This is a genomic window from Planctomycetia bacterium (assembly GCA_021413845.1).
Lineage (GTDB): Bacteria > Planctomycetota > Planctomycetia > Pirellulales > PNKZ01 > PNKZ01.
This window is the reverse complement of the sequence record JAIOPP010000057.1, coordinates 59,959-86,029: the sequence shown is the minus strand read 5'-3', so window position 1 is coordinate 86,029 and position 26,071 is coordinate 59,959. Positions and strand designations below refer to the sequence as shown.

The following is a 26,071-nucleotide window of genomic DNA, read 5'->3' as shown; positions in this document are numbered from 1 at the left end:
GCGCAGTCATGGGTTCGCACATCATTCACCGCATCGGCAGTCGACTGCGCAAAATGCTGCGGCACGATCGTGCAACGCCTCTTCGCGCGATGCCGGGGACAATCCGCAGGCTCGATTGCGTCGAGTACGAAGATCGCATTTTGTTTAGCGCGACTCCGGCCGGCGGCGAGGTTCTCGTGAACACGGAGACGACGTCCGTGCAATCGATTCAAAACGAAACGCAGCAAGCCGTCGCCGCGGATCCCACGGGGGCCTTCGTCGTCGCTTGGGCAAGCGATAGCCAGGATGGAACCGGAACGGGGATCTACGCACAACGGTTCGATGCGACGGGCAACAAACAAGGGGCTGAGTTTCAAGTAAACACGACGATTCTCGGCGATCAGACGGAAGCTGCCGTTGCCAAGGCGGCCGATGGGACATTCGTCGTCGCATGGTCGGGCCCGATCCTCGATGTGCTTGGAATCACGATTCTCGGCGAAGGGATCTACTTTCAGCGCTACGATGCCGCGGGAAGCCGGATCGGTCCGGAACAGCAAGTCGCGCTGGCTCTGTTGGAAGACTTCCATGATCCTTCGATCGCGATCAATGCGGCGGGCGACTTCACGATTTCGTGGACGAGAGCTTTCGGCGACGGCAGCGGCGATGCCGTGTTCGCGCGACAGTTCCATGCGAACGGTTCCCCGGATGGGCTTGCGTTTCTCGTCAATACAGCGATGTCCGGCGATCAGAATCTCTCGACGGTTGCTTACGACGCTGCGGGAAACTTCATCGTCGTTTGGACGAGCGCTGCACAGGACGGCTCAGGCACCGGCGTGTACGGTCGGCGCTTCGATGCCGCCGGCAACCCTTTAGGTGCCGAGTTCCGAATTAATACGACCACCGCAGGAAATCAGACCGAAGCGGCGGTTGCTACGGATGGTGCCGGAAACTTCCTCGTCACATGGTCGAGCCAAGCTCAAGACGGAAGCGGATACGGAGTCTACGGACAACGGTTCGATTCAACGGGAGCAAAGGTCGGTGGTGAGACGGCGATGAACGTCACAACGGCGGGAGACCAACGTGAATCGCGCATCGCGATGGATGCTTCGGGGAGTTTCGTCGTCGCATGGACAAGCACTAATCAGGATGCCGCCGGCGGCGACGGCGTCTACTTTCGTCAATTCGACGCGACAGGGACTGCCATCTCATCGGAAACTCTCGTCAATCGGACGATAACGGGTTCGCAACAGTCGCCATCGGTTGCAATGCAAAGCTCGAACGGCTTCGTCGTCGCTTGGAGCGGCAACGGCGCCGGTGACGCCGACGGAGTATTTCTGCAACGATTCATCGATGGAACGAACGTAGCTCCGATCCACACGCTGCCGGGAACGCAAGCCACGCTTGAAGACACGCCGCTCGTGTTTAGTAGCGGCATGGGAAATGGGATCGGCATCGCCGATGCCGGAGCGGCGTCGAATCCGATTCGAGTGACCCTTACGACAACTTCCGGAACGACGACGCTCGGCAGCACATCCGGTCTTACGTTCTCGACCGGCGACGGAACGGCCGATGCCGTGATGACGTTCACGGGCATGATCGTCGATATTAATGCGGCCTTGAATGGGCTCACGTTCATGCCGACGCTCGATTTCGCCGGTACTGCAACGCTCGGAGTCGTAAGCAACGATCTCGGCTATAGCGGCACAGGGGGCCCACAAACGACTTCGAGCAACATCTCGATCACGGTCACTCCGGTAAACGATCACACGCCTACGATGACGAGCAATGGTGGCGGGGCATCAGCAAACGTGAGCGCGGCGGAAAATACGACTTCGGTAACTACGGTGGCGGCATCCGATGCCGATTTGCCGACCCCCTCGCTCAACTATTCGATCAGCGGCGGAACGGATGCCGGACGCTTTATGATCGACGGAGCGACCGGTGCGCTAAGCTTCGTCGTCGCTCCCGATTTCGAAGCCCCGGCCGATTCGGATGGGGACGACGTTTATCAGGTAATCGTCCGTGCGTCGGATGGGACGTTCTTCACGACGCAAACGATTTTCGTCACGGTAACGAACGTGAACGAGCCCGCGATCATCACGCTGCCGAGTGCGCAGGCGACGAACGAAGACACGGCATTGGTCTTTTCCACGGCGGGAGGGAATGCAATCGCGGTTGCCGATCCCGACGCTGCCGGGCTGCCGCTGCAAATGACTCTTGCCGGAACGAACGGTTCGATCTCGCTGAGCGGAACCAGTGGGCTGACGTTCTTGGTTGGCGACGGAACCGACGATGCCTTGATGATATTTCAAGGCACTTCCGCTGCAATGAATGCGGCGCTCAACGGAGCGGCATTCCATCCTACGGCGAACTTCTATGGCGCTGCGCAGTTGCAGGTCTCGGTCGATGATCTTGGGCATAATGGGTCGGGGCCGGCACAAATCACGACCGCTACGCTAAGTCTAGCCGTCGATTCCGTGAACGACGCGCCGAGTTTGACGCTGCCGGGTGCGCAAACGACGGCGTTTCAAACCGGGCTGATTTTCTCGACGGCGAACGGTCGGGCCATGGTCGTCGGCGATAACGATGCGGGCTCCGGCTCGATCGAGCTTACGCTCAACGCGAACCACGGCACATTGACGTTGGCGCAAACTGCCGGGCTCACCTTCGTCGTCGGTGACGGCACGAGCGACGACGCCATCACCGTTCGCGGCAGCTTGAGCAATTTGAACTCTGCGCTCGATGGCCTTCAGTTTAGCCCGAACGAGAGTTATCGCGGATCGACAGGCTTTGCAGTGTCGGTCGACGATCTCGGGCTAAATGGAGGAGGCGGGGCACGGACTGCCGCGGCGCAAGTCGCTGTGGTGGTGCAACCCACCGCGGATCGAATTCAATTGCGAAATCCGATCGCGCTTAGTGCCGATAACTATCTCGCCGTTTTTTCTCCGACTACGGGAAGCGGAATCACCATCGAAGATGCGTATGCCGAAGATCCGAGATTGACCGTAACTTTGACGGCTCACAACGGCACCGTCGCGCTTGCGCAAACGGCGGGGCTCACTTTCGTCGACGGCGCGGGCTCGAGCGGCGCGTTACTGGCGTTCAGCGGCACGCTTACGAATGTCAATGCGGCGCTTGCCGGACTGCGCTTTCGGGGAATTGCGACCAACGGCGAAGTCTCTCTGGTTGTGACCGACGAACCGCGCGACGGCATGAGTTCGCAAACCATTCAGACAACGATTGCGATCTCGCAAGCGGCAGTATTCCCGAGTCCACAGCCGGAAACTATGGATGATCACGGCGCAGGTGGCTCGAGCGTCGGCCGTTCGGAAGTCGCGTTGATTCCCGGCACATCATCGCATGACGTTGTATTTTGGCCGACGATTTCTCTTCCACGCCCGACGCTGCTCGGCATGTTGGAGAACGTACGTCAAATGTCAGGCTTCGACACGGCATCGTTACTTGATCGAGAGTCAAAAATAACACACGACGAGAGACCACCGGTACTCCCCTCCGAATCGATCGATGACGACACGCTCTATGCAGATCGGTGTGAGAACGTCGATTGGAGCAGTGTCTCGAGCGCGGGCAGTAAGGCGACTCACGGAGTGCGAACCGCGCTGCTGACGAAAGGGCCGGTGGCGGCTAAGACTTCCGAAGGTTGGTCGTCGCAAGAGGCGTCGATTCCTTGGCAGACGATCGTAGCGACGATCGAAGAGCAAGCCTACACGACCGTGGAGTGTTTGGTCGTCGGCACGGCGGGGATCACCGCTACCTTGACGGTCGGCTATCTCGTCTGGTCGCTTCAGGCCGGATCGTTGACCTCGATCTTGCTATCATCGTTGCCGACCTGGAAGGCCTTCGATCCATTGCCGGTATTGGAATACGAGCGACGTCGCAACCCGCGCATGCATGACGTCGACGAACTCGACAGCGTATTCGACACTCGCAGCGCGCTTGGTGCTCGATGATGCCGGAAAGATGGCTCGTAGTTTGAAAGCTCTACATTGAATTTCGTTTTTTAAAAAATAGTTCGCTCATCGCACCATAGGCCTTTCATGCGCATCAACGCAATTTTCCGCATCACATTAACGCTCGCGAGCGTAGTCGTCGGCGTGCTGTTGATCGGCCTTTCGTTACACTTCTTTCCACACCCTGACGAGCAGCGGGCACAGGCTCGCAAGACGCTCTGCGAAAGCGTGGCGATTCAATGCTGCCTCGCCGTCGAAAGAAGCGATGCCCTGATGATGACCGCGATTCTTCAATCCTTAAAGACTCGCAGCACCGACGTCGCTTCGGCAGGGATACGTCAAAGCGATGGGCGTATGCGCGCGTCGACAGGGGATCATGATCTTGTGTGGCGCGCAGTGGCGAGCGAGGAATTGACGAGGGCGGAAGTCCCGATCTTTAGCGGCAAGAAGCTTTGGGGAAAGCTCGAGGTCGCCTTCGTCGAGCTTGATGGGGCGAAATCGCTCATCGCCCATCTTTCGTCACCGGCTCGTTTCGTACTGTTCGCGGGCTGCTTAGTGTTTCTGTTGTTTCTCGTCTATCTCGGGCGCATGTTGCAATTTCTCAATCCGGCCGAAGTGGTGCCCGATCGTGTGCGTCAGGCGTTGGATACGCTCTCGGAAGGGGTCGTGATCGTCGATCGCAAGGAGCGGATCGTGCTTGCCAACAGCTCGTTTGCGTTGCATGTCGGCGAGCATGCGGAGAGTCTTCAAGGTCGAAGAATCAAGGGCTTCTCACGACTCACCGGTGACGACATCGCGGCGCAGAAGACGTTCCCGTGGTCGCAATCGTTGCTTACCGGGGAAGCCTATCGAGGCGTGCTTCTGAGAATGGTCGATAAGGACCACGGCCATAAGATGTTCGCGGTCAACAGTGCGCCGATCGTCGATGCCGACGGCCGAAGTCGGGGCGTGATGGCGACTTTCGACGACGTGTCGGAAATCGAACGTAAGAACAACCAACTTCGCAATACGCTCCAGGTGGTGAATCGTTCGCGCGACGAGATTCGTCGTCAGAACCGCGAGCTTGAAACCATGGCAACTTGCGACGCGCTGACCGGCTGCTTTAATCGCCGTTATCTCTTTACGCAGCTCGAAAAACTTAAGGACGATCTCGGCAATAAGAGTCGAGTGTCGGCCTGCATTTTGCTCGATATCGATCATTTCAAATCGATCAACGACACACATGGCCACGCGAAGGGAGACGAAGTCTTGCAAGGGGTCGCCGCGATTCTCCGCGGCAACGTCGGGCCGGATGTCGTCGTGTGCCGATACGGCGGCGAAGAGTTCTGCGCGCTGCTGCCGGGAAAGACACTCGAGCAGGCGCGGGGTGTCGCGGAGTTGCTGCGTGCCGCGATTTGCGCTGCGCCGATCGGAAGCGTTCCGGTCGCTTCGAGTTTCGGCGTGACGGATACGACGTGCGGGGCAGAGAAGCCCGCCGACTTAATGGAGCAAGCGGATCAGGCACTCTACTACTCGAAGCGCACCGGAAGAAATAGAGTGACCGGGTATCGCGATATTCCGGCCGATTTCAGCGCTGCCGCGGAGAAACACTAGCTTTGAGCCACGAAGCTCGCGTCCATGTAGATCAGTTCCCAAATGTGTCCGTCGAGATCTTGATAGCCGTGACCGTACATGAAGCCGTGGTTTCGACCGATACCGACGAGGTTAAGTCTTGATCGGGATCCAGATCTCGATGCTTCCGCGACCGGATGCGGCATCGAAATCTTCGGAGTAGCATTCGACGCACGGGGTCTCGACGCTGAGGCACCCGGAACTTGGGAACCATTGATTCCAGATGTAGTCGAAGGTGGCGGCGATGCCTGAGACGTTTCCGCGATGCGTAAAGACCGCATATCTTTGTTTCGGGATTCGGATCCGAGTGAGACCGTCGGGAAGTTCGCTATTCGGTTCGACTTCGACACCGCAAAGATAATCGAAGCGGCAACCGTCGAGAAAGTTCGAGCAGACTCCGAACGTCGATCGGCCGACTTGTCCGGGAATGCTGCGCTTATACGTCTCGAATCGGTCCCATTGTTGCGGGATGTTTTTTCGGGTCTCTCGATCATACGTGGCGCTCAAGCCGGCGATCCGCATTTCGGAACCTTGTTCGAAGCGCGGTGGATCGAGTCTGCCGGTCGAAGAGGAGCTCTTCTCGGGAGTGGTCGATTCGGCACTCCCCGCCAAGTGTTGCGATGCGGCGAGAATCCGTGCTTCTTGATCGCGCAGTTCAGGGGTAAGAATCTCGCCGAAATCTTCGGCCGAGAATATCGGGCGAATCTCGATCTCGGAATCGCTCAGCATCGGATTCGGGCAACGCTTGACCCACGCAATCGCTTCGTCCAGAGACTTTACTTGCCATATCCAGAAGCCGGCGACCAGTTCCTTCGTCTCCGCGAAAGGCCCATCGATCACGGTTCGATTCGAGCCCGAGAAGCGGACTCGCGCCCCTTTTGAACTCGGATGCAGCCCTTCGCCCGCGAGCATAATGCCGGCCTTTACTAGTTCTTCGTTAAAGTTCCCCATCGCGGTAAGAAGCTCTTGGGTCGGCATCACGCCGGCTTCCGATTCGGGACTGGCTTTGACGAATACGATCACTTTCATCGCTGATCCTTTTTCGCTATCCGATAGAGCAAACATCTCATCGTCGAACGGCGCGAGTTGAAATCGACGAGCCGACGGAATCTTTTAGAAAACAGCCGCCTAAGTACGTCGCCAAGGAAGGATGACTTCCAAGCGTTTCTCGCGCAGCACGAGCCCGCCCCAAAGGATCATGCCGAAGATGACGGGAAACGTGATCTCGAACGCACCGTGGCCTGCGCGGACATGCGTGACGACGGCACCGCCGAGATATCCGGTCAGCAAGATCGCGCCGATCACGGAAGTCGCCGGAATCAGATAGAAGATCACGCTCACCAGCAGTGCGATGCCCATGCCCGTGATCGAGCTTTCCGGGAAGCCGAGCGCAATTGTCCCTTCGACAACCTGCGGCGGTTTCACGAATTTCATCACGGCATCGACAAGCAAGAGCAGCGCCGGCAAGAAGCTCATCACGCGACCGCCCCAAAGCCTCAATGCGGAGATCGATGTAGGGTTGCTATCCGTTGGCATGGGTCTTTCCTTTTCTTGGTCTCGTTATCGTTCTAGGTTCGTAATTTAACGGGCAAGAGGGAGGCCGGAAAGCTCCACGACCGGTCGGACTTCGACGGTCCCTTTGCGAGCACCGGGGATTCTGCCGGCAATGTCGATCGCTTCGTTGAGGTCTTTGGCCTCGACGAGATAGTAGCCCCCGAGTTGCTCGCGCGTCTCTGCGAAAGGACCGTCCGTAATCAGTCGCTTCCCTTCGCGCACGCGGACGCTCGTCGCCGACGAAATCGATTGTAAAGGCGCGGCAGCAAGAAACTGCCCTCGGGAACTAAGTTCGTGGCTCAACTCCGTCGATTCGACGTAGCACTTTTCCCGCTCGCCGTCCGACCAGACTTTCTCATCGGTATAGATCAGCAGCATGTAGCGCATTCTGTTTCTCCGATAAACGCGAGGACCACGATCGTGCTTGAATCACATTCGTTATTTTTGCCGTCGATAATGGGCGGTCATAAACTGATTCCAGCGGCCATCCTCGCTGCGGAATTGCGACGTTAGAATGTGATGATCCTCGTCAACCCAAGTGATGATATCTTGATACTTCGCTAGGCCGTCTTGCGTGAAGTTCGGGCCTTCGGTATCGAGAGTTAGGATCTTTTCATCCGCATCGAGCGAGCCGTTATAGATCCACAAGAAGGTCATCATCGAGCCGATGAACGATCCCACGTAACGATCTTGCAACGGATCGTAGCCGAGCGTGATCAACGTCTTGCCGATGTCGCCGCCGGGCATCTCCCCTTCTCCTTCCCCGAGAATCCATACTCCGCCGAGCGAACGAGTGACGAGAGTTCCCGAAAACTTTCCGGGTGGTTGGTCGGGGCCCATGTTGCATTCGGATTCGAAGCTCCACTTGCCGGTGAGCTTGTGTAACCAGTCATGTTGCTTTTGTGGTTCGGTATGCATGGGAAATTCCTTGAGCTGCGCTGCGAAATGTAGAACGCTTCCACTGCGTGTTACGATCCGTAGGTCGGCTTTTGCGGCCATCCGGCGGGAGAGTCTTCGAAATCTTCTTGCCTGCCGTAAGGCGTGACATCCAAAAGGCGATAAGCATCGGTGAGGCTTTCGCAACCTCGGGCATAAGTTGAGTAGGTGTGATAAACGGTGTCGTCGAGCCGGAAGAAAACGCTTAGGCCGTGACTTTCACCTTCCATGAAATAGGGCTCTTCCTTTTGCCGCGATTCCATCTCTGCGGCATCGCGGTAATTGTATTGAAGCGGGACGACCTTTTTATTCTGCGTGACGTGGAAATCGTAGTTGAAGTCGCTGTCGAACGATGAGACCCAGGTTCGATTCCAACCGTGCTTCTTTTTATATCCTTCGAGTTTCTCCAACGGTGCGCGAGAAATGAGCACGTAAGTGGTCTGTCGTTTTTCGAGCATGCTCAGATCGCCGAGCGCGTTCACGAGGCCGGTGCAGCCAGGACATCCTTCGTCCCAAGCCGGATCGAACATAAAATGGTAAACGATCAATTGCCGTCGGCCGTCGAATAAGTCGAGCAGGCTCCTCTTGCCGTGGGGACCATCGAAGACATACTTTTTTTCCAGTTCGACCATCGGCAACCTGCGGCGTTGCGCGTTGACCTGATCGCGGTGCTTCGTGACTTCCTTCTCGGCCGCTAGAAGTTCTTTACGATCACTCGTCCAGGTATCGCGAGCGACGATTTCAGGATGCGCAACAATGGTCTTTTCCATCTTCGGTCCTTTCATTCAGGCGTTCTTTCCTACCACGGTTTTATCTCTCAAGAGGGCTTGGATGAAGTGCGCTGCGGAAGAGGATCCATCACGCTTAACGAATGGATCGCTCTTAGTCGGCGAACCGTAGCATGGCCTCGCGTTGTCGTGTTGCCTCGGAGATGTAAGTTCGAAAAGTTGCATAGCAGTCTTAACGTTCAAGATGCCGGCACTCGATGGCTTTACCCTTCGAGTGAGGGCGAATGTTTCGCAGTCCGCTTCGAGGAAAAACCGACTAATTAACGCTGTTTCCGCTCTGTAGTCGAGCGGCCGGCTCGCAATTCGACAAGCGACACGGAATTTCATCGGCCGGCGAAATATTTCGCTACGGAATCGCTTTTAGCCCAATTCGTTGAGTCGCATCTGCAGGAAGCGGCGTTCCGGTTCCTGCAGTGCCAGCGCGAGGGCTCGTTCGTACGATGCTCGGGCCTCGGTCTTGCGGTCGAGTCGTCGGCATAAATCGGCTCGGGCGGCGTGGGCCAAGTGATACCCCGCCAACTCCCCCCGTGTGAGAATGGCATCGATCAATTCTAAGCCCCGCTGCGGACCTTCATGCATCGCCACGGCTACGGCGCGGTTCAGTTCCACGACCGGCGACGGATTGAAGCGCGCGAGCGCATCGTATAAAGCCACGATTTGTCCCCAATCGGTCTCGCGGGTGCTCGAGGCTTCCGCATGTACGGCCGCAATGCCCGCTTGAATCGAATAGACGCCGAACTTTTTCGATGCTAACGCCTTCTCGACCAGGGCGATTCCTTCGGCGATATACCGGCGATTCCAAACAGAGCGATCTTGAGCTTCCAGAAGAATCAAGTCGCCGTTCGGTGCAATGCGCGCCGTCCGTCGCGATTCTTGCAGCAGCATCAGCGCGAGAAGCCCGATTGCTTCGGTATCGGGAAGCAGTTCGATCAACAGTCGTCCTAAGCGAATGGCTTCGCTGGAGAGATCCGCTCGAGTTACCGAATCGCCCGACGACGCGGAGTATCCTTCGTTGAAGACAAGATATATGACCGAGAGAACCGCCTCGAGTCGCTCAGGCAAGTCGACGACGGTAGGAACTTCGTAGGGGATTCCGGCATCGCGAATCTTCGCTTTGCCTCGGACGATCCGTTGTGCGATCGTCGAAGGAGAGGTGAGAAAAGCCCTCGCGATTTCCTCCGTCGTCAGGCCGCAAACCTCACGCAGAGTGAGCGCCACTTGGGTCTCGGTCGCGAGTGCCGGATGGCAGCAAGTGAAGATGAGCCTGAGTTGGTCGTCCTCGACTTCGTCGTCGTTGGGCGCATTGTCGCTCCCGGCGGAATGCAGACGATCGGCCAGTTCCGAAAGCGACGCACTGAAGCGTGCGCGGCGTCGAATCGTATCGATCGCCTTGAACCGTCCGGCGGAAACAAGCCAAGCGCGAGGATTTGCGGGTATTCCGTCACGCAGCCAGCTTTCCATGGCCGAGGTAAACGCATCATGTAGCGCTTCCTCAGCCAGTTCGAAATCTCCCAGCAAGCGAATCAAAGTCGCAAAGACGCGCCGCGACTCGGAGCGGTAAACGTCGTCTACCAGTGCGCGTATACGATCGGGCTCGGTCTCCATCGTCATACTGTCGGCATATCCGTCTTGCTTCACAACGAGGTGGCAGGAAAGCACCTACGATAGTTCGCGAGGTGGTGCGCTGCCAAGCCTCGATCTATCACAAGAAACGGAGAATGCGAGGATCACGTCTGCTTTTCGTGAGAATCACGAAAACGAAAAACGGCTTACGGAACGACGCGCGTCGTCGGCGGAACCGGTGCCGCGTCGGGGAACAGATTCAACGATCTCGGCTCGCCTGCGGGGATGACCGACGGAGACGTAGGCGGATTCGTTGACGGCGCATTATTGCCCGCAGGGGCTATGGGAACGATGGCCGACGGTGCTTCGCTTGAGGGAGCTGCGCTTGGTGCAACTTCGACCGATGCCTCGGTATTCGGTTTCGTAGCGATCGCCGGCATGATCATCGATGGTGGAGCGTTGGCCGGCAGCGTCGTTACGCGGCGTCCCGGCGAAAGAATGTAGCTCAGCGGTCCGGCGAGTAGTTGCGTGCGTGCGTTGCGAGCGATGTCGCGATCGGCAGATGGTGTCCAAGGGCTCTCCGCCATGTGGACACCGTTGTATTCCAGTAACGAGCCCTTCTCGAATTGCACGTTCTTCAGCGCGATCGCGTATTCGACTTGAGCGCGTTGATGCCGGACGTCGGCATCGGCCAGCAAGCGTTGCGACTCCAGCAGAAAGTCGAGCGTAGCTTGGTCGGCTTCAAATGCTGCTTGCGCCGCCGAGGCTTGTTGGAATGTCGCCAGTCGACGATTGTACGTCGTCTGTACGACGAGGAATGCACGTTCGGCCTCGGCGACCGAAGTGCCGAGATCGTGAACGACTTGCCGCTCGAGTTCGTGCAAGAGCGAGCGCTCGCGAGTCAGGTTCCATTCCGCATTGCGTACCGCAGCGTGTCCTTTTCGGAATCCGAGCGGAACGGAGAACTCCGCTCCGAGTTGCCATTCCTGGAATTTGCCGTCGAAGAGCGTGCCCGTCGCGCTGCTGAAAGGGCCTCCCGGGCCACCGATCAGGTCGTTGCCGAACCCGCGCCAGCGATAACGCCCCACGGTATCGAGTTGCGGCAGTGTGAAGTTTCGCGAGGCCGAGAGTTCCAATTCGCGACGCTTCACCAACCAGCGTTGCCGTCGCAATTCCACTCTTCGGCTCAGCGATTCCGCGAGCAACGGTTGCCAATCGAACGCCACAGGCGCGGGACGCGGCTCGTCGGTCGGTCGAAGGAGCTCGCCGTCGACGATCGGCAGCCCGATCAACAGCCGCAATCGTCGATCCGCGGTCATCACGCCGCCGTTGCCGCGAAACGTTCCACCGCTGCTTCCGTTGTAGGTTCGCGTGCCGTCGAGAGGTTGGCCCGCCAATGCATTTTGTACTTCTTCTTCATAACGAAAATACTGCTCTCGGGCCTGGGCTTCTTTTTCGGCTTCGCCGCCGCGCCTGCCGGTGATATAGAGCGAATGGACTTTACGCCAAGTTTCCAAGGCGGTGTCGCGCGCCGCCATCTTCGCGTGCAGATCGCGATAGGCGAAATAGAGATCCCAGTAAGCGTTCTCGACGTCGCTGAGAAGCGTGCGAACTCCGACCTCGAGCTCCGCAATGCTTACGTCGGTATTGATGCGCGCGATCAGCACGCCGGTATAGACGCCGGCCGATCCGCCGGGACCGGCGATTCGGTTGTAGTCGACTCCGCCCCCTTGCAGTAACGGGTGTCGAAACTCCGTTTCGATGTTCGAGTTCCACGCGCTCGGAAAGGCATTGCCCGGCGCATTGTTGGCGTCGTAATCGGTGATGTTCCGCAACGTATATTGCGTGCCGGATGCGCCGCGCTTGGTCAATTGGTTTTGAAACACATAGGCGTCTTGTTGCAACTGTCGCGTACCGCCCCCGAAGAACTGGTTGTTCAGCGCGCGATCGTTCTTTTCGAAATAGGCCGTGCTCGAAAAAAGGGCATCGAACGCGCTCAGCGCGGCGTCGATACCGAAGCGAGGATCGGTTTCCGAGATGGCCGGGTTGTAAACCGTCGCGGCGTTTTGCGGCGCGCGTAAGAGTTGGCCGCCGAGGTCGCGTAGGATCCGAGCATTTGCCAACGCTAATCGTGTCGCTTGTTCCAGCGAGATCTCGTGAAACGAGGAAGGCCGGCTGCGGATCAGCGACAACGGCGGCGGCGTCGACAGCAAGTCGCCGGAGATCGGCGCGGCGACGTTCGGATAGTCGATCTCGGTCGCCGACTGACGGTAGAAACTTTGCGACGGATCGATCCGTTTCGCTTCATGGCGCGCGCCGCAGCCCAGCGTGCATGCCGATATCAGGCAAACAAGCAGAAGAGTAGCGGTTAAACGGCGACCACAACGCACGGAACTTCACCTAGCTGATCTTGGCTGAAAAACGTCCTCGGGGATCTTCGCTTTGCCCGTCGCCTTCGGGCTTCGCGCAGACCTATCGGGAGCGCAGTCTGCGCCGCTCCCTGCATGGAGCTATCGGAACGGTACGACCCGGATATCAGGCAATTCAGTTACAACCGGACTAGACGACGTAAATTGCCCATCCTCTTTACGGCGAAGAGACATGAAATGCGTGACGGCTTAAAACGGTAGATATACTGGGAGGTTATGAACCCTCCGCCAGTGCCGGCATTCGGCCCAACTCTCGACGCTTGGGACGTCATCGATCAATCGATCGACGAATTGGCGCAGCTTGCGCGCGAGCCGATTGCGGCGCCGACGTTTTATACAGAGTTCCTTCGTCGCACGATCGAAGCTCTCGCTGCCCGACGTGGGACCGTTTGGGAACATGAATCGGCATGGGCGGTCACGAAAACGGCGCTCAGCGAGTTCGAGCAAGCAACGCTGCCGGTTACCGCAGAGATACTTCAATCGCGAGCCGATTTGGTAGCTTGGGCCGCGACGCGCAACGAACCTTCCTGTTTGCTCCCGGACTCTGCTGCGGGCAATGATGATTCGCTCGTCAATCCGACCGACGCCGTATTGCTGCTTTGTCCGTGGATGATCGACGGCGTAACGCGCGGGGTCTTGGAGATCGAGTTGCGCGCCGCGACATCGCCCGAGGCGCGACAAGGGGCCTTGCGCCTGCTTACGACTTTCACGCAAATCGCTGCCGATTACGAGCGCAATCGGCAGCGCGGCGTTTGGAAAGACCAAGCCGACGCGTCCCAAGAACTCGAAGCCGTGCTCGCGAGCATCTACGCCGATACCGATCTGCGAGCCACCGCTTATACGATCGCGAACGAAGGCCGCCGCTGGACGGGATGCGATCGAGTTGCCATACTCCGGTTCGACGGCAAACGCTCGCAAACGCTCGCGATCAGCGGTGTCGATACCATCGACCGTCGGGCCGATGGAGTGCAAAGTCTCGAACGGCTCGCGACGCATGTCGCTATGAGCCGCACCGATTTGCAACCCGATAATTCTTCGACATCGCAACTGCCGCAGATCGAACGTGCATTAGCGGAGCATATCGAGATTGCCGAAGCACGCGAGGTTGTCGTGTTGTTGCTTCGCGAGTCCGGTGACTCATCTGCAAAAGATGGTTCTCCGCACGGAACGGAATCCTTAGACCAAGATGCTCGCGTTGTCGGCGCACTGGTCTGCGAGCGATTCACCGGATCTTCGCCCAGCGAAGTCGCCTGGGTGCGGATGTCGATTCTCCAGCGGCATGCGGGACCTGCGATCGCGCATGCCGCGGAGTTCGAGAGAATTCCGTTAAGCCGCTTCTGGCGTCGCTTGTCGCGAAAACACACCGAGCGTCGACGACGTTGGGCGAAAATCGGCATCGGGTTCGCGCTCACAACGATTGCCTTCGCGATTCCGTTTTTCATTCCTTCACCGTTCACCGTCGAAGCCCGAGGCACTTTGGAACCTCGCGACCGGCGCGAGCTCTTCGCTCCGGCTTCGGGGATCGTTCGTGAGGTTCTCGTCGAGCATGGGCAAAAAGTAGCTCAGGGGGACTTGCTCGTCGCTTTACGAAAGCCGGAGCTCGAAGTCGAACTGGCGAGGCTTCTCGGCGAGATGCAAACGGCCGAGCGTCGGCTATCGGCCTTGCGAGCTAATCGAACGACTGCCTTACCCGCCGATGCCGCGGCTCGCCGACATCAACAGGAACTTCTCGCGGAAGAAGAGCAACTGCAAGTTCGTTTAAGCTCTCTCCGGCAAGAGCAGGCACTTCTCGTTGCGCAAGAAAAGGAACTGCAAGTCCTCGCTCCGACCGACGGCAACATCACTACTTGGGACGTTCGTCGGTTATTGAACGGCAAGCCGGTCGATCGCGGGCAACCGTTGTTGAGCATCGCGGAGCTAAGCGGTCCTTGGGTCTTGGAGCTTCGAATTCCCGATCGGCACTTCGCCGAAGTCTCGCAGGCCCGCAAGGCTCTCGGCGAACGACTTGAAGTGGAATTCATCGCCTCTGCCGATCCGGAAACGCGCTTTACCGGGCATCTCACACGAATCGCCGATACGGCTAGGACGGATACAAGGCATGGAACCACGGTGGCGGCCACGGTCGAAATCGGCGATGGGCGAACACGCGACGATCTGATCCGAGAGGAGTTGCGACGCCCGGGAGCTTCCGTAATCGCCAAGATTCATTGCGGCCGCAAATCGCTCGGAACGATTTGGACTGCCGACTTCATTCACTATCTTCGTACGCGTTGGCTCTTTTAATGGCTTGCTGGAAACCTATGCGAACGATCCTCCATTGTCTCGCGATCTGTCTTTGCGTCGATCTGGGATCGATCGTCGTTTGCGCTCATGCCGACGATGCGGGCCTGCTGCGACTTGATAACGCCGTCGTTACGTTGATCGAACAAGTGGATATTCCTGCCCGTTCGGCCGGAGTGCTCGCCGAGCTCACGGTTCGCGAAGGAGACAAGGTAGTCAAAGGAAAGCTGGCCGGAAGAATCGACGACGCCGAGGCTCGATTGAAAGCCGAGCATGTCGAGTTGGAATTGATCGCGGCACGTACCGAAGCCGGCAACGAACTCAAGTTGCTTGCCATGCAAAAAGGGGCCGAAGCGGCCCAAGCCGAGCTGCAGCGTGCCGTCGATTCGCAAGCGAAATACGACAAAAGCATCTCGAAAACGGAACTGTCGCGGCTTCGATTGTCGGCTGAGAAGGGAGAATTGGAGTTTCGCCAATCACGCCATGAAATCGAAGTTGCCAAGATCGCGGTTCGCGTGAAGGAGAACGAACTCGCCGCCGCCCGAGAAGCCTGCGAGCGCCATCAACTCACGACTCCGATCGACGGCGTCGTCGTCGAAGTCCGCCGACGCGCCGGAGAATGGGTCGAGCCCGGAATGCCGGTGTTGCGAATCGTTCGGATGGATCGGCTGCGCGTCGAAGCGTTTCTCGATGCCGGGCGTGTGCCCGAGCGGCTCGCGGGTCGAGAAGTCGAGCTCAGAGTCGCAGACTCGAATAAGAAAAGCCATTCGTATACAGGACGGATCACGTTCGTGAGCCCGGAAGTGAATCCGGTGAACGGACAGATTCGCATCTGTGCGGAAATAGAAAATTCTGTCGGTAGCTTGCGGCCCGGGATACAAGGAACTTTGTTCGTTTCGTCGACGGACGAGCCGAAAGCGAAGACCGAGTCGACGGGTGTCGTTCGATGATCGACGCGCTCGGCATGTCGGATCAAGGTCGCGTGCTGCCGCTACGACGACGGCCCGATCTGAAGCTCGTTTCTTCGCCGCACGAGGATGCGCGCAACGAATTGGTCAAAGATCCCGTTGCTCTGCGCTATTACGAATTGCGTGAAGAAGAGGCGTTTCTGCTGCGACAGTTCGATGGCTCGACAAGCCGCGAGGAAATTCGTCTTCGTTTCGAAAGCCGATTCGCGCCTCGTCGCTTAGACGCGGAACAACTCGACCGATTCATCGCACAGCTCTTTCGACAAGGGTTGCTCATCACCGATCGGGCCCGGCAGGGAGCCGTATTGTTGGAGCGAGCTTCCGAGCAAAAGGCCGAAAGGTTCCGGCGGCGGTTGCTGAATCCGCTGGCGATCACGTTGCCGGGCATCGATCCACGGCCGATTCTCGACCGCTTGATGCCGCTGATCGGTTGGATTTTCACGCCGGCGTTCGTCGTTTTCGGGATCGCGCTAGGAGTCGCCGCTCTAGCAATTGCCCTGCTGCGAGGGGAAGTGCTCGTCGCGGAAATCGGCACTTTTGCGGGCTCGCTTTCAGTCGACGGGCTCGCGACTGCGGCCATCGTGATCGCCGGCGTTAAGGTCGTCCACGAACTCGCGCATGCCGCGGCGTGTCGCAAGTTCGGCGGCGAATGCCGGGAGATCGGTATCTTGCTGCTGGTCGGCATTCCGTCGCTCTATTGCGACGTTACGGGAACTTGGATGGTTCGTCGGCGTTGGCAGCGTGTCGTCGTCGGCGCGGCGGGCATGATGGCGGAGTTGTTGTTGGCGTCGATTTCGCTGTTGCTATGGAACGGCAGCGAGCCTGGTTTCTTTCACTCGCTCTGTCTGCAGATCACGGTCGTCTGCTCGGTTGCAACGGTGCTATTCAACGGCAATCCCCTGCTCCGTTACGACGGCTATTTTATCTTGAGCGACTTCGTCGGCATCACCAATCTTGGCGAACAAGCCGATGCCGCTTTGCAAAATCGACTTTCGAATTGGTTCTTCGGCCCCTCGCCGCTCGACGACGAACGCTTGTTGCCCCCGCGACGCCGCGCTTGGTTGCCATGGTACGCAGCAATTTCCGCGATTTATAAAATCATAGTGACGATCGGCATCCTGTGGTTGCTGCGACCGCTGCTGGCGCCGCATGGTTTGACGATCGTCGCCGATCTCCTGGCGGTTGCCGTTATGTTTTCCGCCGTGGTCGTGCCGACGGTTCGTGGGGCGAAGCGAATCCGCGCTCGCGTGCGAAATCAACAGTTCGACGGGCGCCGGTTCTTCGTTCGTGCCGGTGGGTGTGCGGTCGTGATCGGTGGGCTGATGCTTTGGCCTTGGACGTACCGTGTCTCCGCGCCGGCGATCGTTCGCTGGGAAGATGCGCGGACGATTCTCGTCACGACGCCGGGTCGACTCGTGGAAGCGGCGACTGAAGGGGCATTCGTGCGCCATGGAGCGACGATCGCGAAGCTTGAAAACCTTGAAATCGAGCGAGAAATCGTGCAGCTGCGCGGAGATCTGCGTTTGAAGACCCAAATGATCGAACATTTGGAGCGGCGCCGTGTCGATGATCCCGCGGCGGGAGAGCAACTCCCGGCGGCGCGCGAGGTTCTCGAAGCCGTCACGCGTCGGTTGCGACTCCGCGAAACGGAAGCAAGTCGATTAACAATCACGGCCCCGGTCGATGGATTCGTCCTTTCGCTTCCCGCGGCGCAAACGCAACCCGAGCTTCCGAAACTCGATGCGACGGCCGATGCCGTACCCGATTCTTACGACTCGCCGTTGGATCGGAAACGACGGGGCCGATACATCGGCGTCGGAGCCGCTCTTTGCGCTGTAGGGGATGCGCAGCACGTCGAAGCATCGCTTATGGTCGATGAGCGCGACATCGAGTTCGTGCGGTCGGGCGATCCCGTTCGGTTACAGTTCGACGCTAGCGGTTCCGCGGTTCTCGAAGGAAGCGTCGTCGAGATCGCCGAGCGAACTCTTGAAGATGCGCCGGCAGAGTTGCTTGCCGCAGGCCGGCTTCCGATGGATACCGATTCCACCGGCAAAAGACGGACGACGGCCACTTATTTTCAAGTCCGAGTTCGGCTCGATCCGGCAGGGCCACGGCCTCCGCTCGACGCAATCGGTCAGGCCAAAATCGAGACTGCTCCCCAGTCATTCCTCCGTCGCTCGCTCCGGTGGTTGAGCGGTACGTTCCGTTTGCCTGCTCAAGAGAATTAGCGGCAAGCTCTCGAACCGACTTTCGCGCCCCGTGGAACCGGAACTCCGGTGCTTCCCGGTCGTCCGTAGCCGACCGTATAGACGCATTCGTTCGGGCAGCGAACCAAGGCCTTGACCGGCAGCAAAGGGACATCGCCGAGGAACTGCACGCCGGAAACGATCGGCTGTAGGCAACCGTAGTTGTAGCCGTAGCGCTCGACGTAGGCTTGTTGGAAATAGAGCGGTCGATGCGCCATGTTCGACGCTTGCCAGAAGTAGAGCGTATCGTCCCAGCCACGCTCGATCGGATTCATTTCGGGCGGAGCCAAGTAATGGTCCGCGGCAGCCGTATTGGGAGGCGCCTCGCCGACGGGACGAATGTCGATCGACAGCGCACTTAGCGGAAGTTGCGGCGGCGGCTCGGTCGGTCCTGCCGCGACCATGGTTTCTTGCGTCGGTGCGGTGGGGCCGGGCAACGTTTCACCGGACGACGCAGAGCGAAACGGGGCGATCGACGGGCGCGGCTCGGCGGCATCGACTGCTAAGGAAGCCTGTAAGGTCGCTATCGAGCAACCACAGAGAGCGGCTTGCAGTAATCTGGTAGCGAAGCAAGTCATTGTTAGCGTTCGGCAAAAGCTCTTCGTTTTCATAACGGCGAAGGCTACTCGCTCCGACGGAGCATCCTTCGCGATCCTGTTTTGATGATCCTGCTCGATCTTCCGGTTCTTCCCGATGGTCGTTGCCTACCGACGATATCGACTTTGGCTCATCTGCGGATGACATGGCTTGCGCGGCCCGCTAAATGCCGAATTCGCCGCATAGCCGCGCCAACTGCTATAAAGTGAACCGGCCGAAAAAGAAGGGACTTTCAACCTGCCGGCATGTCAGAGAAAACCGTGGTTTCCTAACAATTACTCCGATTACGGCCGTCTCCGTTGATAAAGATTGACGCCCTGAAATAGGGTGAGGATAATTGCAATTCGCCCCGTAAGTGCCGCCGAAATGCGGTTTCTTCGGTTTGCTGCAACTCCTTACTCATCAAAGCCTACGGTCGCGAACTGCCTCGCCGTTCGACCGTGGCCGGGACGACCTCTCGATGCCCCTTCCCGACTGGTTGGCTCGCTTCCTCACTCCGGAACCAACGGCCACGTTGCTACGTGCGAAACGCCGCACCGCGTCGGCTGCCCCGAGTCTGTTTCTGCGGCGGCTTGAAGACCGGCGCGTCTTGACTGCCACGCCGATGACGGTGGCTCTCACCGGGACGGATGCGACGCTTGCGATTACCGGCGGGCATCTGACGGTTACGCAAAACGGGACGGCGTTGCTCGATGTGCCTAAAGAAGATGTGCTGTCGCTCACCATCAACGGCACGTCGGCGGCGAATACACTGACGATCGATTTCAGAAACGGCAATCCAATCCCCACCGGTGGTCTCACTTTCGACGGCAAGGACCCAGCCACATCGCCCGGCGATGCGCTCGTGCTCATCGGAGGGACCTTCGCTAAAGCCGTTTACACCTACACCTCGGCCCACGACGGAACTATTGCGCTGACGCAAACGCCGGCGCAAGGCGGGGCTACGTCGACGATTACTTATCGCAATTTAGAACCCATTCTGAATACCGGCTCGGCAACCGATATCGAGCTTGTGTTGAGCGCTAGCGCCGATCAAGCGGTGCTCGAAGATGTCGGTGGCGGACAACTGCGCTTACGCAACGTTAACAGCGCGAGCCCGACTTTCGAGACGACCACGTTTACTGCGCCGACGGGATCGCTCAAGATTCTCGGTGGAGCCGGCAACGATTCGTTTACCGTCACTCCATTGAGCATTCCGTTGAGCGGTTCGTATACGCTTACGATCGATGGCGAGACGGGCACCAACACGCTCATCGTCGATCAAATCAATCCGTCGGTCATTTCCTCGAATCAGTTTCGCTTCGCCGGTTTCACGTTCGACCAAGCCAACACACCCGATATTGCCGTTGCCCTTCCCGTAAGTCCTACGCCTTTGGACCCGACCGGCGTCGTCATCAATTCCGCCGTCGGAGCGGCAACCGGCACGGCGAGTTTTCCGGAGACCTCGTCGGGCTTCAACTCCGCGTTGAGCGTAGGCAGATTGATCAATCCTTCGCTGACGTCGGGAACGTTGGCGTTGAATATGCCGAACCTGAACGACGGCACGTCGAAGCGGAGCGGCATCGAGCTTTCGTGGTCCGGCGGAAGAACCCTCACGAACGAAAGCGGTGCCGATCTCGTGATCTACGAGTCGTCGAGCAGCGTCGGCACACAGGATGCCGCGATGATTCAAGTCCACGTCTTCGGGGGTGGCTGGACGAAATGGTATTACCAGCCGAAGGACGCTCGCCAGAATTACGTCGGCGATGCAACGCAAGGAGCCTATGCGACGGCGATCGATCTGACGAATCTCGGCGTTGCAGCCGGGACCAAAATCGATAAGATTCGCTACGTCAATATGATCGCGACCGATCGCATGGAAGGGCCCGGAACCGAGAAGGTCGACGGAAGCGGCATCTTGGTCGCTTCGGGCTTCGTCATTCCGGGGGAAGCGCATCCGACGAGCAACGTGCTCCCCGATCCCGGCTCCGATGCGAATTACAATTACTTCGGTTCCACGACCTTAGATCCCGATCCGCTATATTTCGGCGTGCTTCATCCCCTCGGCTCACTGCTCACGATCCCGCCGGGAAACGATACCGTCACGGTCAATGACACGAGTGTCGCGATCACGACCGATGGAACCCCGCGCACGACGGTTCGCTACGCGTCGATGTCGACGTTGCAAGTTCTCACTCGCGATGGGACGGATAACATCTCCGTCTCGTTGCAAGCCACGCTGCCGACGAACATTTTGCTCAACGGAGGAAGTAGCTCCGATCAGGTGAGGCTCATCGGCACGACCGGTGCGCAAACGATCGCTTTAAGCGGTGCGACGGCGAAAGTCGACGGCCGTACGATCACGTTCTCGAACATCGAAGGGCTCACCGTCGACACGGCGATCGCGGGCACCGGAGATTCCGTCACGGTCGATAGTTCGTTTCGCTTAAGCGGCAGCACGCCGACGTTGAACGTCGTCGGAGGGGGGGCGACGACGCAAAACGACTCGCTCACGGTTTCCTCGGCGCCGCAGAACTTTACGGTCGCGAACGTTACCTTCGATCAGACGGCGACTCCGAACCTCTATTCCGATCTTCCGATCGGTACGCTACTCGGCGGAAACGGCGTCGTGGTGAATACGATTCCGGATAAGAATCAGACGACCGGCACGACTTCGCTTGCCACGGGCTTTCCCGCGGCAAGTTCCGGATTCGATAATTCGCTTTCCCTCGGTGCGCTATTGGAGCGCAATGCGAGTCCGGCGACGTTTCGCTATATGGCGCTGCCCGATATCGGAAACGTAGGAACGACTAAACGGAGCGGGTTCACGCTTTCTTGGAGCAACGATCGTGTCTTGAGAAACTCGTCCGACGCCGCAGGCGAGTTTGTGTTTTACGAATCCGGTAGCGCGGGGACACCGGAGCCCGTGATGGTGCAAGTGCATAATGCGCAGACGGGCGTTTGGAGCAATTGGATCTATAAACCGGCGACCTCCTCCGGCGTGACGAGCGTGGGCGTGGCGTTCGCCACCGTCTACGATCTCTCCGATTTCGGACTCGCTGTGGGCGACACCGTCGATGCCGTTCGGGTCGTCAATATCATCGATGCCGATCGGATGCAATCGTCGACCGGAGTCGGGATCGTGCTTCCCGGAGAAACTCGCCCCGGCGATGTTTTCCCCGGCCAGCCGGTCCCCATCAGCACGACCAGGCCCTACGCAGGGACGCTCGCTTCATCTCCCACCTATAATTCGGCGACCGGTTTGGATCCCGACCCGATGTACTTCGGCGCCCTGCATGGGACCGTCGTCAACGTGTCGCTCGACCCGGACAGCGTCGACATCGTCGGCTTCATGCCGATCGGCTACACGGGGCTCGCTAAAGTCACGCTCGAAACGGGCGGCGATGTCGATCAGCTTTCGATTACTCCGAGCACCGTGACCCAGTACGTCGTACGGGGCGGCAATCCGCCGATCACGACCAATCCCGGCGACAAAGCCTCATTGATTCTCGCAGGAGTTGTCGATCCGACCTTCTACGTCACCGGCATCGGCACCGGCACGTTCACGTCAGCGACGCACAAATCGATCCAGTTCACCGGCATCGACCGCTTCACGCCCGATAGGGCGATCGACGTCGTCGTCGATTCGACCTCGAACGAATCCGTTGGAGCCGATACTTTCCTTGTGAAGCGCAACGGCAGCGACGATGAGCTGTTCGTCAACAATCAGATCGTTTTTCGTGCCGACATCACGGCGATCGATAACTTGCTCGTCAATGGTTCGGCCGATGCAGATCAACTAACGGTCGATCGCACGGCCGGCAATCCGGTTCCGACCGGAGGAATCAGCTTCGCGGCCGGTTCCGGGAACGACACGCTTCGAGTGCTAGGCCTGAGTGCGACGAACATCACGCACACGGTCTCCGGTGCAACGGCCGGCGCACTCAATCTCGATGGCTCGATGATCGACTATACGGGCACGGAAACGGTTATCGATACGGTCGCCGCAGCGATGCGAAGTTTCGCGTTTACCGGCAGCGGAAATGTGCTGTCGTTGGCGGATGACGTGGCCGTCGTTGCGGGGCTCATGGAATTCTCCGGCAACCACACGCCGCTGATTCGTTTTACGATCCCCGACAAAAAGCTTTCTATCGCCACGGGCTCGGGCAACGATACCTTGACGGTCGCAAGCGTCGATGCCGCGTATCGCGCCGCCCTTGCGATCGACGGGCAACTCGGTGTCGACACGATCGTGTTTAACGCAGCCCTTACGCTCGGCTCCGCTCTTTCCACGGGCGATCTTTCCATCGCAGCGGATAAGATCACACTCAACAAGCCGGTCGATACGACGCTCGGAACCGTCGGCAACGTAACGTTCACGGTCGACGACCTTCTGACGGTGGTCGGCATTGCGGATATCAATGCGAAAGGAAACGTGGTCGTCGAAGGAGGCTCGATGCAAACCTCCGGCGATATCACGACGTCCCTCGGCGATATCACGATCAAGAGCCACACGTTGTTGACCGGCAATGTTGCGCTCGTCGCGTCTACCGGCGATGTTAGCTTTTCCGGCCTGAACGCGACTATCGACGGGACGAACGGCATCCCCTACGGCATTTCGATCTCCGCACCTCTCGGCGCGGTTACGTTCGATGCCGATGCGGGAGTTTCCGAAGCGTTGGGGATTGTTTCCATCAACGCCGGGTTGGTCGTCGTGAACGGTCTTGTGCGATCCGACCTCGGTACCCCTGGTTCCGGCACGATCAACATCGCCGCGGATGAAATCGAACTCAACCTCGGCGGCGGGCTCGATGTGGTCGGCGGAACCGTCACGCTGGTTTCACTTACGAACGATCGCCCACTCACGCTCGGCGGCAATACGGCGTCGAGTCCCGGCAATCCTTCGAGCCTCGGCCTTGCTGCCGACGAGTTGACGCGCATCTTCGCAAAGACGCTTCGCTTCGGGGATAATCGTGCCGGAGCGATCTCAGTGGTGGGGGCTCCGTCGTTGCAGAACGTCCAGACGTTGCATCTTAGGACGCAGCGCGGGGTGGCCGGCGTCGGCGTCATTACGGTCACGAATCTTGCGATTACGAGCGTCGACGATGTGTCACTCACCGGGTTGAACGAGGTCGGCACGCTCGCCGCAAAAGTCACAGGCGCAGGAAGCGACCTTTCGTTTCGCGATGCCGATAGCTTAGATCTCAGCAAGGTGGATGGCATCCGTGGTCTGAGCACGAACGGTGGATCGACGACCTTGACCACCGGTGCCGTTCTGTATCAGAACCCCGACGGCGATATCACCACGGATGATTTGCACTTAGCCGGTACGGGATTTTTCGTACTATTCGACGGCAGTAATCATGTCCAGGTGCTCACGGCTTCCATCTCCGGTTCATTGGCCTATCGGGATGTCGACGGCTTGAGCATCGGCTCGCTTACGAATGCGGACGGCATCGTGACGAACGGCGGCTCCGTCGTGATTTATGCCGGTCGAACGCTGAATCTGTTCCGCCCGATCGATGCCGGAATCGGCGACGTGTTGTTAGTATCCGACCGCAACATCGAGGACATCGGTCCGGCTACGACGAAAGTCAAAGCCCATGCGCTCGATTTAGGGGCCATTACCGGGATCGGGACGACACGCGCACTCGAAACGTCGGTCGAATATATCTCGGCGATTAATCTTGCTACGGGCGTTATCGCCATCGACGACACGTCGGGCACGTTGCTGACGATCTATGCCGGCGGTTTCTCGAACGATGGCGATATTTCAGTGAGCCATCTCGGCGCGCTTAAGGTCGCCGCACTGGTCTCCGGCAATCGTGGCGGCATCGCACTCACGACGTTCGCCAACGGCGGCGACGACGACGACCTTGTCGTCAATGCTCCGATTTCGATCTCCGACGGTGCGGGAAATATCGAGTTGCAAGCCGCCACCGATCTTGTCGTCAACGCTCCGATTTCGATCGTCGACGGCTCAGGGAATATCATGTTGCATGCCGCAACCGATCTCCTTGTTAACGATACGTTCGATCCCGGTTACGACATCAGCACGTCGGGTTCCGGAAGCATCGTCGGCACGGCCGGTCGCGATGTTACGATCGGTCCGGGGGTGATCATTAGTAGCGCAACGGGAAAGATTACCGGTATCCCTCCGCTGCTGACGAACGTCGCGGGGCCACAGGTCGCCAACACGGGCCGAGCTTCGGTCTCCTTCGACTACGGCCGGCTGGCTGAGTTTCATTTTACCGCTACGGTCGATTGGGCCGACGGAGTCGTCGACTCGCTCGGGCTCGCTAATCCGGGCAGCTCAGGCGCAACGCACGTCTACACGGGCAACCCGAATCTGTCCGACCCGGCCGCACCGATTCCGATCACCGTGATACTTCGTAGCGACGACAGAATTCGTTTCACCGGCTACGAAACGACGACGGTCGTGATCTTAGTTACGTTTCCCGGCGATGGCGTGCGCAACGTGCGCATCGATACCACGGCGAAAGTGCCGCAACTAACGTCGCCGCCGCCGACTCGCATCACCGACATACCGCGAACGGTCGCGACGAACATTTCGCGCAGCACGGTGACCGGCGCCGCCGGGCTCGTCGGCGGAGCCGATAAATCCGCCGAGCGCGTCGTGATCTTGCGTGAAGTGTTTCCCGACGGTCGTGAGGGGAGCTCGGTACGTTTCAACCAAGATGCGTTGAAAGACATGACGAAGATTTTCGCCAAGCTTCGCAACGGCCGCTATCGCTTGTATCTGTACGAGCCCGACGCGCAAAAGCTCCGGCTCGTCGTCGATGTTTACGTTCGCGACGGCAAGCCGGCTGCGGCCGGCGATGCTCGTGAGCTGCCGCAAGATCGTCCCGACGGTTCGCGCCTCGATCCACCTAGCCGGAACATCCCGGCGGATTCTTCGACAGTGCTTTCCGACGTGTCCGATGAAGCTCCCGATGCGGAACCGAAATCGCCGGCGAAGGTATCGCTTGCGGCCGGCGCGGCCGTCGTCGGAGCGGGATTGGTCGTCGAGGCCGATCGACCTTGGCATGAACGCGTCGATGCCGCACTTTCGAAGCTTCGTACTTATTCCCGAATTCGCTCGCGCAAAGCTACGCGTCGTCCCCCTCGTTGATTTTCAACTCTCGATCGAATCTTTATGTCTCTCTGCGC

14 protein-coding genes are annotated in these 26,071 nt (G+C 58.7%); 6 read left to right on the top strand and 8 right to left on the bottom strand.

Annotated features, from left to right (window positions below):
• Positions 1–8 precede the first annotated feature (8 nt).
• Positions 9–3,950 (top strand): cadherin repeat domain-containing protein, encoded by a 3,942-nt coding sequence (locus K8U03_10200; GenBank protein MCE9605259.1) that lies wholly within the window; start codon positions 9–11, stop codon positions 3,948–3,950.
• 87 nt (positions 3,951–4,037) lie between these two features.
• Positions 4,038–5,543, top strand: coding sequence for a diguanylate cyclase (locus K8U03_10195; GenBank protein ID MCE9605258.1), 1,506 nt, complete (start codon positions 4,038–4,040; stop codon positions 5,541–5,543).
• A 111-nt stretch (positions 5,544–5,654) separates the two neighbouring features.
• Here the strand turns inward: K8U03_10195 and K8U03_10190 are convergent, their stop codons facing one another.
• From K8U03_10190 to K8U03_10160, 7 genes are all read right to left on the bottom strand, one after another.
• Positions 5,655–6,590, bottom strand: a complete 936-nt coding sequence (locus K8U03_10190) for a GyrI-like domain-containing protein (GenBank protein ID MCE9605257.1) — start codon at positions 6,588–6,590, stop codon at positions 5,655–5,657.
• Positions 6,591–6,689: 99 nt separating this feature from the next.
• The gene (locus K8U03_10185) at positions 6,690–7,097 is read right to left on the bottom strand and encodes a DoxX family protein (protein MCE9605256.1); all 408 of its coding nucleotides are present in this window, start codon (positions 7,095–7,097) and stop codon (positions 6,690–6,692) included.
• 45 nt (positions 7,098–7,142) lie between these two features.
• Positions 7,143–7,502 (bottom strand): YciI family protein, encoded by a 360-nt coding sequence (locus tag K8U03_10180; protein ID MCE9605255.1) that lies wholly within the window; start codon positions 7,500–7,502, stop codon positions 7,143–7,145.
• A gap of 51 nt (positions 7,503–7,553) precedes the next feature.
• The gene (locus tag K8U03_10175) at positions 7,554–8,033 is read right to left on the bottom strand and encodes a DUF1579 domain-containing protein (GenBank protein MCE9605254.1); all 480 of its coding nucleotides are present in this window, start codon (positions 8,031–8,033) and stop codon (positions 7,554–7,556) included.
• Between the two features lie 50 nt (positions 8,034–8,083).
• Positions 8,084–8,821, bottom strand: a complete 738-nt coding sequence (locus K8U03_10170; GenBank protein MCE9605253.1) for a DUF899 domain-containing protein — start codon at positions 8,819–8,821, stop codon at positions 8,084–8,086.
• A 378-nt stretch (positions 8,822–9,199) separates the two neighbouring features.
• Complete coding sequence (locus tag K8U03_10165; GenBank protein ID MCE9605252.1) at positions 9,200–10,444, bottom strand: RNA polymerase sigma factor; 1,245 nt, start codon at positions 10,442–10,444, stop codon at positions 9,200–9,202.
• A 164-nt stretch (positions 10,445–10,608) separates the two neighbouring features.
• Entirely contained in the window at positions 10,609–12,792 is a 2,184-nt protein-coding gene (locus K8U03_10160; protein MCE9605251.1) for a TolC family protein, read from the bottom strand.
• A 255-nt stretch (positions 12,793–13,047) separates the two neighbouring features.
• On the opposite strand from K8U03_10160, the gene K8U03_10155 reads away from it, so the two are divergent.
• From K8U03_10155 to K8U03_10145, 3 genes are read left to right on the top strand one after another with little or no spacing between them, the layout of a single operon-like run.
• A complete protein-coding gene (locus K8U03_10155) occupies positions 13,048–15,114 on the top strand; it encodes an efflux RND transporter periplasmic adaptor subunit (GenBank protein MCE9605250.1) in 2,067 nt (688 codons plus the stop codon).
• Between the two features lie 17 nt (positions 15,115–15,131).
• Positions 15,132–16,061, top strand: coding sequence for an efflux RND transporter periplasmic adaptor subunit (locus tag K8U03_10150; GenBank protein ID MCE9605249.1), 930 nt, complete (start codon positions 15,132–15,134; stop codon positions 16,059–16,061).
• On the top strand, positions 16,058–18,307 hold the full coding sequence (locus K8U03_10145) for an HlyD family efflux transporter periplasmic adaptor subunit (GenBank protein ID MCE9605248.1): 2,250 nt from the start codon (positions 16,058–16,060) through the stop codon (positions 18,305–18,307). Before K8U03_10150 ends, K8U03_10145 begins: the two co-directional genes overlap by 4 nt.
• On the opposite strand, the gene K8U03_10140 is transcribed toward K8U03_10145, so the two are convergent.
• A complete protein-coding gene (locus tag K8U03_10140; protein ID MCE9605247.1) occupies positions 18,304–18,903 on the bottom strand; it encodes a hypothetical protein in 600 nt (199 codons plus the stop codon). The two genes, K8U03_10145 and K8U03_10140, sit on opposite strands and share 4 nt — an antisense overlap.
• A 479-nt stretch (positions 18,904–19,382) precedes the next feature.
• On the opposite strand from K8U03_10140, the gene K8U03_10135 reads away from it, so the two are divergent.
• Complete coding sequence (locus K8U03_10135) at positions 19,383–26,033, top strand: hypothetical protein (protein ID MCE9605246.1); 6,651 nt, start codon at positions 19,383–19,385, stop codon at positions 26,031–26,033.
• Positions 26,034–26,071: the final 38 nt, after the last annotated feature.